The 17,209-nt window shown below is 37.5% G+C and carries 16 protein-coding genes; 5 read left to right on the top strand and 11 right to left on the bottom strand.

Features of this window, described 5'->3' with window-relative positions; all coding sequences use genetic code 11:
* Positions 1-33: 33 nt before the first annotated feature.
* The 3 genes from AC3B5B_RS05430 to AC3B5B_RS05420 form a co-directional block, all read right to left on the bottom strand.
* Positions 34-207 carry a hypothetical protein gene (locus tag AC3B5B_RS05430; protein ID WP_489769539.1) on the bottom strand — a complete coding sequence of 58 codons (174 nt, stop codon included), beginning with the start codon at positions 205-207 and terminating at the stop codon, positions 34-36.
* Between the two features lie 5 nt (positions 208-212).
* Positions 213-1,568 carry a PTS sugar transporter subunit IIC gene (locus AC3B5B_RS05425; protein WP_489758159.1) on the bottom strand — a complete coding sequence of 452 codons (1,356 nt, stop codon included), beginning with the start codon at positions 1,566-1,568 and terminating at the stop codon, positions 213-215.
* 69 nt (positions 1,569-1,637) lie between these two features.
* On the bottom strand, positions 1,638-2,495 hold the full coding sequence (locus tag AC3B5B_RS05420) for an RluA family pseudouridine synthase (protein ID WP_489769538.1): 858 nt from the start codon (positions 2,493-2,495) through the stop codon (positions 1,638-1,640).
* A gap of 102 nt (positions 2,496-2,597) precedes the next feature.
* Here AC3B5B_RS05420 and AC3B5B_RS05415 point away from each other — a divergent pair, with 102 nt between their 5' ends.
* Positions 2,598-3,068: a nucleoside 2-deoxyribosyltransferase gene (locus tag AC3B5B_RS05415; protein WP_489758157.1), complete on the top strand. Its 471-nt coding sequence runs from the start codon at positions 2,598-2,600 to the stop codon at positions 3,066-3,068.
* Between the two features lie 351 nt (positions 3,069-3,419).
* On the opposite strand, the gene AC3B5B_RS05410 is transcribed toward AC3B5B_RS05415, so the two are convergent.
* From AC3B5B_RS05410 to AC3B5B_RS05395, 4 genes are all read right to left on the bottom strand, one after another.
* On the bottom strand, positions 3,420-3,860 hold the full coding sequence (locus AC3B5B_RS05410; RefSeq protein ID WP_489758156.1) for a type II toxin-antitoxin system HicB family antitoxin: 441 nt from the start codon (positions 3,858-3,860) through the stop codon (positions 3,420-3,422).
* Positions 3,861-3,892: 32 nt separating this feature from the next.
* Entirely contained in the window at positions 3,893-4,075 is a 183-nt protein-coding gene (locus AC3B5B_RS05405; protein WP_489758155.1) for a type II toxin-antitoxin system HicA family toxin, read from the bottom strand.
* A gap of 238 nt (positions 4,076-4,313) precedes the next feature.
* Positions 4,314-4,868: a TetR/AcrR family transcriptional regulator gene (locus AC3B5B_RS05400; RefSeq protein WP_489769537.1), complete on the bottom strand. Its 555-nt coding sequence runs from the start codon at positions 4,866-4,868 to the stop codon at positions 4,314-4,316.
* Between the two features lie 153 nt (positions 4,869-5,021).
* Complete coding sequence (locus AC3B5B_RS05395; RefSeq protein ID WP_489769536.1) at positions 5,022-7,079, bottom strand: bacterial Ig-like domain-containing protein; 2,058 nt, start codon at positions 7,077-7,079, stop codon at positions 5,022-5,024.
* Between the two features lie 632 nt (positions 7,080-7,711).
* On the opposite strand from AC3B5B_RS05395, the gene asnB reads away from it, so the two are divergent.
* From asnB to AC3B5B_RS05380, 3 genes are all read left to right on the top strand, one after another.
* Complete coding sequence (asnB, locus tag AC3B5B_RS05390; RefSeq protein ID WP_489769535.1) at positions 7,712-9,670, top strand: asparagine synthase (glutamine-hydrolyzing); 1,959 nt, start codon at positions 7,712-7,714, stop codon at positions 9,668-9,670.
* A gap of 296 nt (positions 9,671-9,966) precedes the next feature.
* The gene (locus tag AC3B5B_RS05385; RefSeq protein ID WP_489769534.1) at positions 9,967-10,134 is read left to right on the top strand and encodes a hypothetical protein; all 168 of its coding nucleotides are present in this window, start codon (positions 9,967-9,969) and stop codon (positions 10,132-10,134) included.
* A gap of 213 nt (positions 10,135-10,347) precedes the next feature.
* Positions 10,348-10,506, top strand: a complete 159-nt coding sequence (locus AC3B5B_RS05380) for a hypothetical protein (protein ID WP_489769533.1) — start codon at positions 10,348-10,350, stop codon at positions 10,504-10,506.
* Between the two features lie 210 nt (positions 10,507-10,716).
* Here AC3B5B_RS05380 and AC3B5B_RS05375 read toward each other — a convergent pair whose 3' ends face one another.
* The 3 genes from AC3B5B_RS05375 to AC3B5B_RS05365 all read right to left on the bottom strand — a co-directional run bounded on the left by AC3B5B_RS05375 (position 10,717) and on the right by AC3B5B_RS05365 (position 14,077).
* Positions 10,717-12,108 (bottom strand): DHA2 family efflux MFS transporter permease subunit, encoded by a 1,392-nt coding sequence (locus tag AC3B5B_RS05375; RefSeq protein WP_489769532.1) that lies wholly within the window; start codon positions 12,106-12,108, stop codon positions 10,717-10,719.
* Positions 12,098-12,529 carry a MarR family winged helix-turn-helix transcriptional regulator gene (locus tag AC3B5B_RS05370; RefSeq protein WP_489769531.1) on the bottom strand — a complete coding sequence of 144 codons (432 nt, stop codon included), beginning with the start codon at positions 12,527-12,529 and terminating at the stop codon, positions 12,098-12,100. The genes AC3B5B_RS05375 and AC3B5B_RS05370 overlap by 11 nt, the downstream gene beginning before the upstream one ends.
* Positions 12,530-12,697: 168 nt before the next feature.
* On the bottom strand, positions 12,698-14,077 hold the full coding sequence (locus AC3B5B_RS05365) for a cytosine permease (protein ID WP_489769855.1): 1,380 nt from the start codon (positions 14,075-14,077) through the stop codon (positions 12,698-12,700).
* A gap of 306 nt (positions 14,078-14,383) precedes the next feature.
* Between AC3B5B_RS05365 and AC3B5B_RS05360 the strand changes: the two genes are divergently transcribed.
* Complete coding sequence (locus AC3B5B_RS05360) at positions 14,384-15,790, top strand: basic amino acid/polyamine antiporter (RefSeq protein ID WP_489769530.1); 1,407 nt, start codon at positions 14,384-14,386, stop codon at positions 15,788-15,790.
* 115 nt (positions 15,791-15,905) lie between these two features.
* Here AC3B5B_RS05360 and AC3B5B_RS05355 read toward each other — a convergent pair whose 3' ends face one another.
* Positions 15,906-17,108, bottom strand: coding sequence for a metal-dependent hydrolase family protein (locus AC3B5B_RS05355; RefSeq protein ID WP_489758146.1), 1,203 nt, complete (start codon positions 17,106-17,108; stop codon positions 15,906-15,908).
* Positions 17,109-17,209 lie beyond the last annotated feature (101 nt).

Below are 17,209 nucleotides of genomic sequence, written 5' to 3'. Positions count from 1 at the left end.
ATTGCTTTCTATATTGAAGAATCTATCTTATAATTAATGCTTCCGATTTTTCCACCAGAGATACGTATTGGAAAAGACTAAAACGACCCCGGCTACTAAAAACATGTAATAAAAAAATTCTGAATAAGAACGTAAAAGTGGACTCACGACAATAATCAGCAAACCACCACTGATAGCAAACAACGTTCGATTTTGTTTATGCTTCATTATTTTTAATCCTGCGGTTTAATCTTATTAGCAGCTTTCACAAATGGTACATAAATAATAAAGGCAATGAAAGCATTGATAATCTGTAAAATTGGTGCTCGCCAATCTAATGTGGCAATTAACGAATTAATAATCGGCGGCATCGACCAGACAATCTGCGATTTAACGGGCGAAACCCAACCTTGAGATAATGCAAAATAAGAAGTGCTGACCATGACCACTGGTGCTAAAACAAACGGAATAAAGTAAATTGGATCTAAGACCACCGGTAAGCCAAACATCACTGGTTCATTCACATTGAAAAAGCCAGGCGCAATCGCCATTTTTGCAACTGCACGCTGATCATCTCGCTTACTAAAAATCAAAATGGCAATCAATAATAGTAATGTCGAACCAGCACCACCAATCCACGCATACAAATCAAAGGAATTTCGTGTCCAAAAATATGGCAAAGCTTTGTGCTGGGCAAAAGCGTTGATATTAGCGACCTGCGCGGTAAACCAAATAGAATCTAGCACCGGTCCTAAAACATTCGTTCCGTGCAAGCCAAAGAACCAAAAGACTTGAACCAAAATAGTCATTAATAAAACGGCTCCGTAACCTTGCGACAAGTTCAATAACGGTTCTTGAATGGTTTTCGAAATAATTTCAATTAAAGTCAGTGAGCTTAATTTAGTGACTAAATATGTGACAATTCCCGAAACATATAAAGCGGCCGCTGCCGGAATAATACCCGTAAAAGCAGACGCAATAGCGGGCGGGACGGAATCCGGTAACTTAATCGTAATATTTTTTTTCATGAGCCAAATATAAACGGCAATGGCGACGCCTCCCATGATCATCACGGTAAAGAAGCCGGTCGCACCAAAGTAAGAATTAAAATTAAAATATCCTGGACCACTGATCGTGTTTTTGCTGACAGTTGCTCCTGCTTGAGTAATTGTATGCACATCAGCAGCACTTAACGCTTTTTTGAGCGGTAAAGTAAAGGTTTGCGGCAACGTCATTAAAAAAGTTCCCAGCGTCACAATACCTCCAGTAATCGGTTCGACCTTATACTGAATTGCCATTTGATAACCAAAGGTAAACGCAAAAATCAAACCAAGAATGGCTAAGGAACCAGTCCACACCTGTGTATTAATCCCAATAATGGGCTCCATTGCTTTGACAAAACTATTGAGATGCATTTGTTGGGGAATATCCCGCACAAAAACATTCAAAATTGTGGCAATTGCCCCAGCCATTGTGGCGGGCATAATTGCAATAAAAGCATCACGTAACGCCACTAACCAGCGAATGGAACCAATTTTGGCAGCAATTGGTACTAAATATTTATTAAGCCATTTCACTAACGCATCCATCAAAAATCCTCCATCAAACACTTTTACTTACTAGTATACTTGATTACTTAGTATTCACCAACTGATAACTTAAATTAAACAATTTTCCAATTCAAAGGTGCGCTGTAATTGCGCAAGCGGATCAAAAAATTGTAAATAATACGCCTGTAAGGCCTGATGTTGAAAACCTTGATCTAAGGGGCCCTGATATAAATGGTCACCTAGTAGTGGATGCTGCAAGCTGGCAAAGTGCACGCGAATCTGATGGGTGCGTCCCGTATGCAATTGCACTTTAACTAAAGTCTTGTCCAAAAAACGCTGCAAAACCCAATATTCTGTCACGGCCGCTTTACCATCAGGTAACACTTGCCGGGCAATTTGGCCTGGAATTTGGCCAATTGGCTGATTGATCACCGCATGATCTTGCTCTAAATTGCCAGCAACCAACGCGTAATAATATTTAGTAATTTGATGTTGGGCCACTAGTTGATTAGCCAAACTATTAGCCACCAAATGCTTAGCCACCAAGACTAAACCTTGGGTGTCAAAATCTAAACGCGTAATTAAGTGCGGTACTAAATAAGCAGAATGTTCTTGTTTCAGGTGTCCTTTAATGCGATTAACTAAAGTATCTTCCCGATTACTGGGACCTGGAACCGAACTCAAATTCTGGGGCTTATTAACCACCATAAAATTATCGTCTTCATAGATAATAGTTAGCGGTTGGTAGCTCGTTGCTACTTGGGGATCGTCAACTTCCGTCGGTAGCTTAATTTGCACTTGATCTTGGGGTTGCACCAGGTAGTTGCCTAACACCTTTTGCTGATTAACCAAGAAACTGTCTGGTTGTTGTTTCAACTTTTGGTAAAGACGATGACTAATGCCTTGCTGCTGTAAAAATTTTTTTAAAGTTAACTGCTGTTGCTGATTAGTAAATTTAATGTACATTTTTCACCTGATATTTAAAATTCATCCTGAAAAGACTAGGAATTAGTTGGTCTTTAGATTAAAATTATAACAAAGACAATTAATAATAAAGGAGATCTTCTCATGCAAAAACACATTTATCTTGCTGGTGGCTTTTTTACCCCCAAACAAATTGCCTTGTTAGATCGCGTCGAAGCAGCCTTAAAACAAAATGCAACCGTGGGCTATTTGCATAGTCCCCGCGACCATCAATACAAAGGTGCCAGTGTCGACCATGATCCAGAAGGCATTTTTGGTAGTTACGAATGGGCTAATGAGACCTATCAAAATGATATCACAGCTATGAACTTAGCGGATATTGCCGTCGTTTCTTGGGATAACAGTGATCCAGATACGGGAACCGCTTGGGAAATGGGTTATATGAAAGCTATTCATAAGCCCGTCATCCTAGTATGCGAAGATGATGTGCAAAAAGAAGGTCTCAATTTGATGTTAGTCAAAGGGATTAAAGCATACTTGACTAACGTTGATGAATTAAAATCTTATGACTTCAATCTATTACCTACTAAATTATACGAGGGTGAAGTTATTTAACAAGCTGCGAACAAAACTAGGCACAAGCTTTTAGTTTTGTGAGTGCAATTATCAAGCTGCGCCAAGAAGCTCTTAGAAATTGAGCATTAACCTAAAACAAATAGCTAAGCTAATTCTGGCTTGGCTATTTGTTTTATGCTAGGCACAAACTTCTGCTTCTTGGAACGCAATTAAAAAATCCGCAGCAAATTTGTTTAACACTTGGACATAACTATAATAAAATTCTTAAAACTATATTTAAGCATAATAATTTTATTGTAGTTAAAAACTTTGCGAGAGTCATGCAAAAATAAGCTAATTCAATCTTAATATCGCTATGTAAAGCACCCTATAGAGTGCTCTTATACTTATCTATTTGTTGATATTCATATTTGCTATAGCATTAGTTAAAGTCTGCGAATAATTAATGTTCATTTGCTTGCCTAAATTATCTGCCCATTTCGGAATGGATAAGGTCTTTTTGACCAACTTATTATTTTCTACATACTTAGTAACGTCTACATACACCATTGAAATAAATGATTGACCTTTATCATAATTTAATTCTTCAGGAAAAGGATTATTTTTAGATAAGGATAAATCCTGAATTCTTGATGGTTTAGGAAGCTTTTTTGAATTATCTATATAATCTGCAACAACTATTCCTAGCCAATCAGAAGCCATGAATAATGCATCAGAAATATTCTCACCTTGTGTACCTGAATTTTCAAAGTCAGGAAAAGTAATGAAAAATGGAACTGATTCTAAGTCTGAATCGTCATAATAAAATAACGCTGGATAACTTGATAACATAATTTTTCTCCTTTCCGAAAGGAAAAAGCCGACTACATGAGACCGGCTTCTTTTCTGATTCCACGTTCGGTAAATTTATTTAGTTCTCCGTGTGGAACAGTAATAGGTCTTTTGCCGGGTTTACTCATTTTAATGTGAGAACTTTTACCACCTTTGGTCTTTTTCCAACCATGAGCTTGAAGCAAATTAACCATTTCCTTTTGTGTCATAGGCATGTGCACTTTACCTCCTGACAAAGATTATTTTAGTACGTATAATACGTATAGTAAATAAATATGGAATGATTTTACCAAAAACTTTAAAGTCAGTACCTATAAAAATATCTCAAAATAAAATTAAAAATGATGGATAACAATGTAATACACAAAAATAAGCAATTAAGTCGATTTTTGACTTAATTGCTTATTTTGCTACTATAGCTAATTGTTAGTAACCAAAATTCACTTAGTTCTCTTACTCACAAATCTGTTTATATGCCTGCGCAAAACATTGCACCAGATAACTCGGTGGCTCTGGATTTTCTTTAGCTAACCAAGTAATAATGACAAAGTAAAATCCCCCCGAAGTAAAAGTTTGTAAATATTCAATTTCTGTTCGTGTACCTTGTATATGAGTTGGTAGTTTCAAATCATCGTATATGTCGATAAACTTATCATTCCAAATTTTTAAAAAATGATCTGCCAAGTTTTGTTGAATCAAAATTCTAATTGTTTGGCGTTTATCCCACCAAAAATTAAACAAATTACCCAGAGATTCTTCCACAGTCAATTTTTGAAAGTCTTCTGCTAAAATAATTTGGCGATATTCACAAAAGGTTGTCTGACAATACCAGTCGATTAAATCCCCCTTATTAGCAAAAGAGCGGTAAAATGTCCGTCTATCCAACAAAGCATTAGCGGCAATTTCTTTGACTGTGATTTGTGAATAATCCTCCTCAGTCAACAGTTGGAGAAATGATTGCCATAACCATTGACGTGATTGTTCTTTAGTTTGTTCTTTGCTATTCATCGTTTACTCCTGCTCGTTACTAATTCAAAGTAGTAGTTTTTGTTTTAATCCTGCGCCGCAGCTAATTGCTTTTTCCTCATGACATCCAGCTTAAAAATAGCAGACCATGACGTCTTGAATATTGCCATTGAATTACTGCTCAATTTTACGAACTCATAACGAGTTCGAAATAGTCCACGTAACAGTTCGATTAGCCAGTCCTGATTTTTGAGCGGTAACTGGGACCATTAATTTCCATTTATCGGACTTGATTAAGGTGGAAAAATCATAAGTATACGGATAGTTATCGCTAGCTGTTTGCGTTGGCACTGGTACAGGTAGCAAAGTGGGTGTTGACAAATTCTGCCATTGATTGGTTTGATCTTTTAAAAGTAAACTACCAGCTAATTGTGAATTGCTCTGTGCCTGAACTAAAAATTGATAATTAGAATTTAACTTAATACCACTTTCCACTGTCAAATTAGCATTCAACTGTGTATTTAAGAATGTGGTCGTTGCTCCTCTATAATGGGTTCCAAAATCAAGAGAGCTGGGACAAGTCTTGATTCTAGGAGCAGCCAAGACGGTCACCGTTACTGACTTAGAAACTTGTTTGCCCGTGGAGTCGATATAGGTGTAAAAAACATTATAATCACCTGGAACTTGGGTATTAACATCAGCATTGACGTGCACTTGATTGGGATAATCTGTAGCACTCAAAACTTTACCATCTTGGTCAGTCACAGCCAATAAATTATCGTACTTTTGCCACGAGCTACCTTGCATAATTTGACTATCTTGGGCTTTTAAGCTAGTTTGATTCTTCAAAACTGTAATTTTTCGAGTTGTATCAGCAACATTCGTAGCATCGCTTGGATCTACGGCATGATACTGTAAAGAATAGTTGCCAGGCACTAGATTAGTACCATCTGTTGGGTAGCCATCATAATCGGTAATTGTAATCTGCTTTTTAGCTAATGAACTGTTACCTTTCATAGCTGTAATATCTGTATAAGGATCATAAGTTTGATTCTCATAAATAGTCTTATCTGGATTAATAAAATAAACCGTTCGTTTATCCGTAACCGAACTAAAATAAGTCGCCATCGAAAATTCTTTAAAAAAACCTACTGTCGCGTTGACATAATTGATATTCTTTAAAGAGGCTTCAGGTACATAAACTTGTAAATATAATGGTTTCCAATTAACTTGACCATTAGCATCACGATATTTGCTGGCATCGACTTGGATTGAATTAGCTGTCGTGGTCCATTTCAAAGTGGGATCTTTCGTAATATCTACCCAGACAGTATTGTCATGATCCTTTATTTGCTTTAATAAGTGAACGTGTTGTAAATCGATCGGGTCTTGTGATTTGAGACCTAACTTAGCACCATCAGGCTTGCCAATTGATGCTTGGTAATTAACTTCATAACCAAAATAATACTGACCAGCACCATTTTTATCTTGACCATTGAATGTATAAGATGACCATATCGAACCACCAACACTGGCACCACTTGTATTGATATTGGCAGTATGACTACCTAAATTTTTATTAGGATAATAAGGATCAATAAACGCAGCGGAATGATCAATGGCTGACAGATAACCGGGGACACTGTTACTACCATTACTTTTGGGATTGGTTTTAATATAATAATCTAAGTCGGGTAAATTAACGGGACTATCAGCAGTCTGCACTTGCGTCTGAATTTTGCCCGGGATGGGAGTTCCTTTGTTTTGACCATCCCAATTGTAAATATTGGTACCACTTTGGTAATTAAAATGAATTTCATCCACTCCTGGGGGCACGTCCTTAGTAGTTGTAACAATCACCGAACCATCACTCTGCTTATCATAACTAAAATAGCTATTACCAGTTTGATCACTCGGTAAACTGACTGACAAAATCCGCAAGAAGTTATCACTACTCACTGGATGAGCACTATTGCCAGCTGTGATGCTCATCGTAAACTTGGTATTAGCGGGAATCACTTGTGCTCGATTTTTGTGCGTGATGATCATATCGATGGTGACAGCGGAGTTACTCCCCGCGGGATTACTCAACGTTCCTTGCGGAGATTCAATTAAACTAATTTTGGCACCATTTAAAGTAGTTGGATCGTAGTCGTTCACTTCATAATTAGGTAATGCTGTACGCGATAAAAAGTTATGAACCGATAAACTACTAGCCTGAGATTGCAGTATTGGATTACTTTTGAAAAGCACCCTGCCTTGGACTGGTGTAACAACTATTAACAGAACCAAATAACTGAAAATTATACTAAAAAACCAGATTAACCGCTTTTTATTCATCATTACTTATCTTCCAACCTAAATTAATAATTTTCTCATCATCACATAACAATTCGCAATATTGCTTATTATTAACCTAGGTTTTGTAAAAATGAATAGTTCGCAAACAAGTGCTACAAAAGTAATATTTTGTGACATATTTATTTAATCAATTTATTGCAAAAAATCTTGCACTATTTTTCACTAATTAATTTGATTGTTCCAGCGCAATTGATGTAAAAGATATTTAGCGGTTGAATTTTAACTTCTCAAACGTTTCCTCAGTATATTGACTGTCATAGTTAATTAGCATTTTTCATATTTTTTGATAAGCTTTTTTTGTTCCGGACGTGCTCAGTTAAATACTAGTTTCAATTAAATTGAACTATGACACTTCTCGCCCACTAAAACTTTTTCAACGAATCAATTCTTAGCTGATTATCACTATTTTATTTTTTAAAACCCTTTAAAAGCTTGGCGGAACAGCTTAAAATTAATTTTGATAAATTGACACTCTGACTATCATTAATTAAACTGATGATATCAGTATATAGGAGGAATATTTAATGTGCGGCATTATCGCTTTTAGCGACCCGACTGTTGACGACAAAGAAACAACGATCCAGTCCATGATGAAAATGATTGAACACCGTGGTCCTAATATCAAAGGCAGCGGTTTTTATACCAACGACCAAGTAGCCCTTGGCTTTCGCCGACTAAGTATTATTGACCTTCAAGGTGGCAAGCAACCAATCTATAATGAAGACAATTCAATTTTAGTGACATTTAATGGTGAAATTTACAATTATCAAGATTTACGTAGCGAATTACTCAAAGCTGGTCATACTTTTACTACTGAAACAGATACTGAAGTATTGCTACATGGCTATGAAGAATGGGGTATGGCTGGCACGCTAGAACGCGTGCGCGGCATGTTTGCTTATTTGATTTGGGATAATAATAAACAGACTTTATACGGTGCGCGGGATTTCTTCGGTATTAAGCCGCTATATTATTATCAAAATGGTGAAACCTTTATTGTCGGTTCTGAAATTAAATCTTTCTTGAAGCACCCTAATTTTAAGAAGGAATTAAACCAAGAAGCGATCAAACCTTTTTTGATGAATCAATATAATGATTTGAAAGAAACTTTCTTCAAAAATGTTTATCGCTTCCCAGCAGGGCATTGGTTTGAGTTACATGATCAAGACTTGCAAATTCATGAATATTGGGATGCGCAATATCAGATTAACCACCAACGCTCAGATCAAGAAACAGTCGCTGAAATCGACAAAACAATCAAAGATTCTATTAAGTTGCACAATATCGCTGATGTGCCCGTGGGGAGCTTCTTATCTGAGGGAGTGGACTCCAGTTATGTCACTTCCGTTTTACATCCGCAAGAAGTTTTCAGCGTCAACTTCGATAACGGTCCTTACGATGAAGCTAGTGTTGCTAAGCAATTAGCGGATGAAGAAGGCCTTCACTTTAATCAAGTCACCGTTAATGGTGACGAAGCGTTTAATGACTTTGCCGAAATGCAATACCACTTAGACGAACCAGATAGTAACCCTTCGGTGATTCCCCTTTGGTATTTGTGCCGCTTAGCCCGCAAAAAAGTAACCGTCGCCTTATCAGGTGAAGGTGCTGATGAATTATTTGCTGGCTATGTTAATTACGGAATGCATTCGCATAATATGACTATTAAAGTCTTTGGCAGTGGCTTACACAAATTGCCCAAAGGCATCCGTCAGCACTTGGCTAAGGACATCAAGCATGCGCCTAATTTCCCGGGAAAAGTTCATTTATATTGCCAAAGCGCCCAACCATCAGATTATTACGTTGGTGAATCCTTAATTTTTGATTTACAACAACCGACTATTTTCACCTCACAGCAAGCCAATGCTATTTTACAAAAACCGTATCAAAATGATTTAACAGTTAATGGTATCTATCAAGAAGACTTTGCCAAGGTCCAAGATGCTGAAGAAGTTAAACAAATGCAATATATTGATTTACATCACTTTATGCTCAATGATATTTTGCAAAAGGCTGATAAGATTTCCATGGCTCATTCTTTAGAATTAAGAGTGCCTTTCTTGGATAAAAAAGTAGCCGAATTAGCTAACTCCATTCCTTCGAAAAAATTAATTAATCGGCATGATACTAAATATATTTTCCGTAAGGCTGCCAATCGTCACTTACCAGAAGACTGGGCCAAACGTCCTAAATTAGGCTTCCCTGTTCCGGTTAAAACCTGGCTTCGGGAAGATAAGTACTTTGATAAAGTTCAAGACTTATTTAGCCAAGACTGGGTCAGTGAGTTCTTTGATCAAGACAAAATTTTACAATTATTGCAAGATAATTACGATGAAAAAATTGACGCTCGGCGGCAAATTTGGAACATCTATACTTTCTTAACTTGGTACCAATTGTACTTTATTGACTTTGACAGTACCGTTGAGAAATATGCACACATGCAACCGGATGTGCAAGCCTTTATGGATAACGGAACGCTAGTTTAATTAAGTTGTGACAAGAAACACTGAGAAGTTGAATACTAAAAAAATAAGCAGTTAAGCCAAAAAACGACTTAATTGCTTATTTTTCATTGATTCATCTAAAATAAAGCTTTTAGTAGCAAACTAATAAAAAGCTGAAGAATAGTTTATCCGAACCGCCTTAATTAACGGGCATTCTATATAAAAATTTGAGATTAAATTTTTTATGCTTAATCAAAGCAGAAACAAAATATGCTACAATAGTTAGTGCGATAAGTTTTATGGGCGGTGACTGTTTGTTCTCAAGGAGGTGCTTGCGTATGAGAATACGGAAGAATCAACAGAAAGGATATCCAGTCTTACTTGAATACCTATCAGGTATTGGTGTTAATGATTGCTTTTGGCACACTAGTTGCCACAATCATGAACAACAAAAAGTAACAAAAAATCGTCCTATCACAACTTTGGCAAGTTATAGGACGATTTAATATTGTTGTAATAACTTAGTCACCGCCTTTAAAGCGGATCGCTGAGGGATTGGTGCTTGAACGCCTATCCCTTTTTCATTACCAATATAACATATTTTTTGGCAAAAATCATTTTTCAATTGATAAATAATTTAATCTCAGTAATATGCTACAATAGTTAGTGCGATAAGTTTTATGGGCGGTGACTGTTTGTTCTCAAGGAGGTGCTTGCGTATGAGAATACGGAAGAATCAACGGAAAGGATATCCAGTCTTACTTGAATACCTATCAGGTATTAATGTTAATGATTGCTTTTGGCACACTAGTTGCCACAATCATGAACCACAAAAAGTAATAAAAAATCGTCCTACTAATAACTTTGACCGGTTATAGGACGATTTAAAGATGTCATGTAACTAGTCACCGCCTTTAAAGCGGATCGTTCAGGGATTGGTGCTCGAACACCAGTCCCTCTTTCACTACTATTTTAACACATAACTTATTTTTTGAATATGATTTTAAACATCAAGATGATACTATGCCAAGAAAAAACAGTTTCATAACTTTATACATATTTTCCCGTTATAGTGCTCAAAAAACGAATTAACGCTGCTTTTTAGGTAAGAATTTCCACAAAATAACGAAGACTACAATAGCTAAAATTAACAACAAAATAAAGGCATGCTGTGTTCCTTGAATCGTTTTTTGAGTCAAAGATAGATTCTGCTGTAATTGACTCTGAGCCACAATCGCAGCGACTAAAGAAGTGCCCACAGCACCCGCTAATTGCTGCAAAGTATTCAGCCAAGCATTACCATCCGCCTGTTGTTGATTATTTAACTGTTGTAAAGCACTAGTCATAATGTTGCCATAAGCAATGCCAACGCCACCCATATACAGAACATACAAACAGATTAATAATCCTGAGTTCAGATGAGCGGTTGCTAGAGTAAAGATCAACAAGCTCACAATTGCTAACAAAACACCACTCAAAATTGGTTTCCTGGCACCAAAGTTATCTAACAATTGGCCGCCAAACGGTGCCAAAATAGCTCCTAAAGCTGCGCCTGGCAAAACTAATAAACCGGCAATCGTGGTACTTTGATGATTCACCAATTGAATATAATTAGGTAATAAAAACGAAGTTCCCAAACTAATAATTTGAAAACAGAAAAAACTAATTAGATGTCCGCTAAAACTAGCTTGCTTAAATAAACCTAAGTTTAAGACCGGTTCTTGGGTGTGTTGATAGCTAATAATAAATAAGATGAGACCAATAATTCCTAATAGCCAAGCACCGCTAACTGACCAACTCCACAGTTTTTTGGTTCCTAAATTACTAAAGCCAAAAATTAAGCCCACAAAAAAGATTAGTAAACTAATGATCCCCGACCAATCAAATTTAGTTTTGACCAATTGACTGACTTGCTGGATACAACTTAAACCCAAAATTAAAGAAATTACTAGAATTGGCAGTAACAAAACAAAAATAAAGCGCCAACCCCACAGATTAACGACCACTCCGCCAAAAGTTGGCCCAACGGCTGGTGCTACTGCGGTAATTAAGGAACCAATTCCCATCATAAATCCAATTTTTGCCGGCGGAACTTCTTCTAAAATAATGTTAAACATTAATGGTAAGGCAATCCCTGTTCCTAGTCCTTGAACCATCCGTCCCAAAAGCATCACTGGAAAAATTGGTGCACAGGCATCAATGATTAATCCAACAATAAATAAAAAATTAGCTGTTAAAAAGAGCTTTTTAGTTTTAAAGTTTCGTTTTAACAAAGCCGATAGCGGTACTACGATTGCCACCACTAATAAATAAATCGTCGTCATCCATTGAACAGTAGCTGTGGAAATGTGAAATTCGCGCATCAAAGTGGGAAAAGTAATATTCATGGCCGTTTCCACAACCACCCCACAAAATGACATTAACCCCGCAGCTACAATGGCGCCGATGACTTTCGGCGTAATGGCTTTATCAGTTTTCATTTTTTTTGCGTCCTCCTTGTTGATAATAAGTTAAAATCTCTTCAAATATTTGCACCTGTTGGGTGGAAAAATGTTGTTCTAATTGTGCTTGTTCCTGTTTCATATAACGCTTAATCACTTGCACAATTGCTTGACTATGTTCAGTCAAAAATACTGCCCGTTGGCGCGCATCAACTTGACTAGTTTGGCGCACCACTAATTGCTTTTTTTCCATACGCTGTAAAATTAAAGTCGCCGTAGAACGCCGAATATTGAACTCTTGCTCCAAATCCCGTTGTAAAACCTCAATCTGCGAATGATCACTTAAGTAATCAATAAATGACATCTGCATACTAGTTAAATCATATTTTTTAGCAAATTGGTCAAAATCATTCGTCATTTGCCGCGCAGCTTTTTGTAATAACCGACCAGTGTTGCGCACTAGATTCACCTCACATTTCAAACGTTAGCTAGCTAACCTTTCAAAAAATATATTCTACACTTAACTAAACGATTGTCAAGAATTAAAAAAGTTGGGACAATCAGCTTAATAATCGGTCCGCAGACCCGTTATTAATACCTGATGATCCCAACTTTACCTACTAAGAGATTAAGCTTTTTTCCTGACTACCTTGCTTTTCATTAAAGCCCAATAAATTATGGCACTCACTAACATGGCAATAAATGTTGCACCAACACTGTCATTAATGATTGCCCAGCGCCGCAAAACAAAATACAAAATCACTCCTACAATCCAAGTTCCAAAAGCATTGATATTGATACCGTGATGATACCAATAACGACCGTTGGGCCGATCAAAGTCATCAATTTGATATTGCCGGTGATTTAAAATGAAATAATCAACCAAGAAAATTGCAATTTCGGGTCCTAAGAACATACCCACTCCATCTAAAAAGAGTTCAAAAGTTTCTAAGAAAGTTGTCACATAAGCCGGAATAAATGTTACTACTGTCGCAACTAAGGTCACAATCCACAGTGCAACCTTTAATTTTAATTTTGGGAAAATATTCGTAGCCGCTGAACCAGCGGCCATCAAGTTCACCGCATTCGCCGTCGTACTAGTCAGCATGATCACAATTAAGGCCAATGCACCCAAGCCCAATTTGGTAGCAATCGTACTTGGATCGGAGTTATTGGGATCAAATTTATTCAGACTAATCGCGGTCGCAATGGTCGCAACAATGCCCATTAAAGCAAACCAAACTAAACCCAAGTTGGCGCCAATAAATGACCACCAAGTGGCGCCCGATCTTTTCTTGGCAAAGCGACTAAAGTCCGCAGCGGCGGTGACCCAAGCCAAGTTAAAGGCAGCAATCGTATCAATCGCTACACCATTAGCTAAATGTAATTTAACCGGTGGTTGCCAAGATAAAATTTGGCTCAAGGGCACCATTCTTAAAACAATAATTGATTCCCAAAGAACAAAAATGGTGACCAAAATAATGCCAATGCGTTCAATCCATTTAACTGACTTTTCGCCTAACGAAATACTACCTAAATGTAGTAAGGACATAATCAGAATGCCAGCAAATAAGCCCCACCGATTTAACGTTTGATTGTGCGAGGACCAACCAAAAATTTCCCGCAAAATATAACTTACAGACACTGCCGCAATGTAAGTATTAACCGCAGCCCAACCGATAAACTGAACAATATTAATCAATGACGGTAGAATCGACCCCTTAACTCCAAAGGAACCGCGCATTAACGTCATCGTGTTTAAGCGACTTTGATATCCGGCTAATGAAACCAAAGCCAATAACAAATAGGAAATAATCCCCACAATAATGAGTAACGTTGACGAAGTCAAAAAACCACAAGCGGCAATGACCCCGCCTACATACCAAGTACCGTTATTGGCGTTTGCCCCAATCCAAGTGGCAAACATATCCCAATTAGACATATTTTGTTCAGAACTGCTGATGACGTTTTGCTGTTTAAATCCCAATTTTAAATTCTCCTTTGTCATTTTAGGTACAAAAAAAGCTCGCAAGTTCAAACCTCCGAGCAGAACTGAAACCGTGCTCCTTTCTTAATCTCACAGGATTAGGTTAAAAGGACTAAACTTATGACCTAGGTTACTGATTTAAAATGTAAAAGTCAATGGATTTTTCAAAAAGATTTTAGTTAACTGCTGAAATTTGCTATGATAGTAAGGCTTAGTTTTCAACCTCAATTACAAATCATCTCAAAGTTCAAACGTTCTGGAAAAACTGAAGCTATTGATCAATCAACTTTTCACCATTTGAAATAGTATTAAGGAGAAATTGCTTTCATGGAAAATAAAGCAAAAAAAATTAACGGTTTTACCTTAACAACGCTGGTTGTCACTACTGCGATTGGTTCGGGAATCTTTGCCTTAAGTAGTGATTTAGCCAAAGCGGCCGCCCCCGGTCCAGCATTAATTGCTTGGTTAATTATTAGCGGTGGTATTTTATTATTAGCTATGACTCTCAACGATCTCTTACAAAAGCGGCCCGATTTACAGGGAATCTTTAGTTATGGTCAATCTGGCTTTGGCAATTTTTGGGGGTTTATCAGTGGTTGGGGCTATTGGATGTCCGGTTGGCTTGGTAATGTAGCTTTTTCAACCGTTTTTATGAGTACCTTGGGCTATTTTTTTCCCATTTTTCAAAAGGCCAACGGTTGGCCAGCAATTTTAGTAGCCAGCCTGTGTTCATGGTTACTGACGTTATTAGTGAATCAAGGCGTGGAAAATGCTGCCTTGATTAATTCCTTAATTACCCTGTGTAAACTCATCCCTATTTTCGCCTTTATTGTGGCATGTTTACTCGTTTTTAATACCCATGTCTTTAGTTCTCAGTTTTGGGGTAATCTGCACAACAATTTGGTCTGGAGTAGTGTTGCTCCCCAGGTTAAAAGCTGTTTTATGATTATGATGTGGTTGTTTGTCGGTATTGAAGGCGCGACCGTATTGTCTTCACGCGCTAAGAGTCAAAAAACTGCTGGTAAAGCAACAATTATTGGTGTTAGCTGTTTGTTGCTGATTTATATTCTAGCCTCTATCTTACCTTATGGTTACTTTAGTCGAGCTCAATTAATTCATGCGCAGCAACCGGTGATGGCTTACTTATTTCAAAAAATTGTGGGCCCTTGGGGTGGAACTTTCATTAGTATTGGTCTTTTAATTTCCATTTTTGGCGCCTGGATTTCGTGGACCATGTTGCCGGCTGAAACTCTCAGTACCATGGCACAGCATCATCTCCTGCCCCAAATCTTAGGTAAGAAGAATCGTCATCAAGCGCCGACTTTAGCGTTAATTGTCACCGGCTTAATGGTTCAAATCTTTTTATTAACCCTGCTCTTTACTGACCAAGCTTACGAATTAGCTTATAGTTTAAGTACCGCAGCAGTAATTGTTTGTTACATCATTGTCGCCGCTTTTGAAATTAAGTTTTCATGGCAACAAAAAAATTGGCGGACCTGCTGTTTGGGCTTAGGAACCATCAGTTTTGAAATTATCGGGATTACTTTATCCGGACTACAATATTTACTAGTCTGCACCATTATTTATTTGCCCGGAATTTATTTATACTATCATGTTAACCATCACGAATTAAATACTCCCTTATCTCCGAGCGAACGCGTAGGCACCACCAGTTTAGCTATCATTGGTTTACTGGCATTAGTCTTGGTGAGTTTTCACCGATTAATTTTGTAATTAATTAGACAAAAATAGGCTATGGCATCTGCAGTTAGTTTTAACAAGTAGTTGAACTTTGATTCACTTCTTATTAATCCGACTACACAATGCTTTAGCCTATTTTTCATTAAATTTAATATTGGCGGATCCCTTGTTGATAGACCTGCTTGTCCTTTTGGGCAATAGCTTGAATGTCAGCTAAAGGATTTTGCTTCAAAACGAGAAAGTCCGCATATTTACCAACTTCCAAAGTTCCATACTCTGCGTCAATCTTCAACAATTGGGCCGCGGATTGACCAGCTGCCTGCAATGCTTGAAAATTCGTGGCACCGACTTGCGTCATTAATTGAAATTCTACTGGGACATCCGTAAAATCATTAAATGGCGTTCCTGAGTCGGTTCCAAAAGAAATCTTCACACCAGCTTTGATAGCTTTACCGATATTAGCAAAATAATCATCTAAAAAAGCACTCGCTTTATCAAGCATATATTGGGGCAACTTGCCTTGACCATAGGTTGGAATCGTATAACCAGCAATCAAGGTTGGCGTTAAGAAAGTTCCCTTTTCTAACATTAACTCAATGTCTTCATCACTCACATAAGAACCATGTTCCACGGAATCAACTCCCGCAACAATCGCGTTATGGATGCCTTGACGTCCCTCGGCATGGGCTGCGACAGTCATGTGTTTAGAATGGGCTTCTTCAACCGCAGTTTGAATTTCTGCCAAACTCAACTCTGTATCATCAATTTGATCCGTCGGTGACATTACCCCACCGGTCGCCATCACTTTAATATTTTTAGCACCATGTTTAAACGCAGTGCGCACAGCTTTACGCATTTCATCTTGCGAATCAGTTAAATAACCCCAGTTCTTTTCACCATAAGTTCCTTCTTGAAAATCTCCGTGACCACCAGTCATCGACATTGGTCGTCCTGATGGGCAAATCTTCGGGCCCTTAATCTGATAGACGCCAGCTTGTGCGATTTTGTTTAATTTAATATCAACATCAAAGACACAACCACAATCACGAATATAAGTGACACCTGTTCTTAACAATGCTTGTAAATTCTGCAAAGCCGCCACAGTTGCATCTGTTTCATTGACGAATGAGATATCGCCGTCATTTGGATCCATCATAATATGGGTATGCACATCAATAATTCCCGGCATTACATATTGACCCGCTAAATCAACCGTTTGTTGAGCTTGAGGTGCCGTACCCGTTCCAGTTTGTGTAATTTTACCTTGGTCATCCACTTCAAACCAGGCATTCGCCAATACTTCATCTTTAGTACCCACAAACAAGTTACAATTTTTATAGACTGTTGTCATTAAAGAACCCTCCCTTTTAATTAAAATACAATTAAATATTTATACATTGTAATTTACCACGTTAATCGCATAAAGTCACGCTTGAATTTTTTATATTGTCG

This window comes from Bombilactobacillus sp. ESL1187 (genome assembly GCF_058107155.1).
Note: the sequence above shows the minus strand (reverse complement) of the source record. Positions and strands in the feature narration are given on the sequence as shown.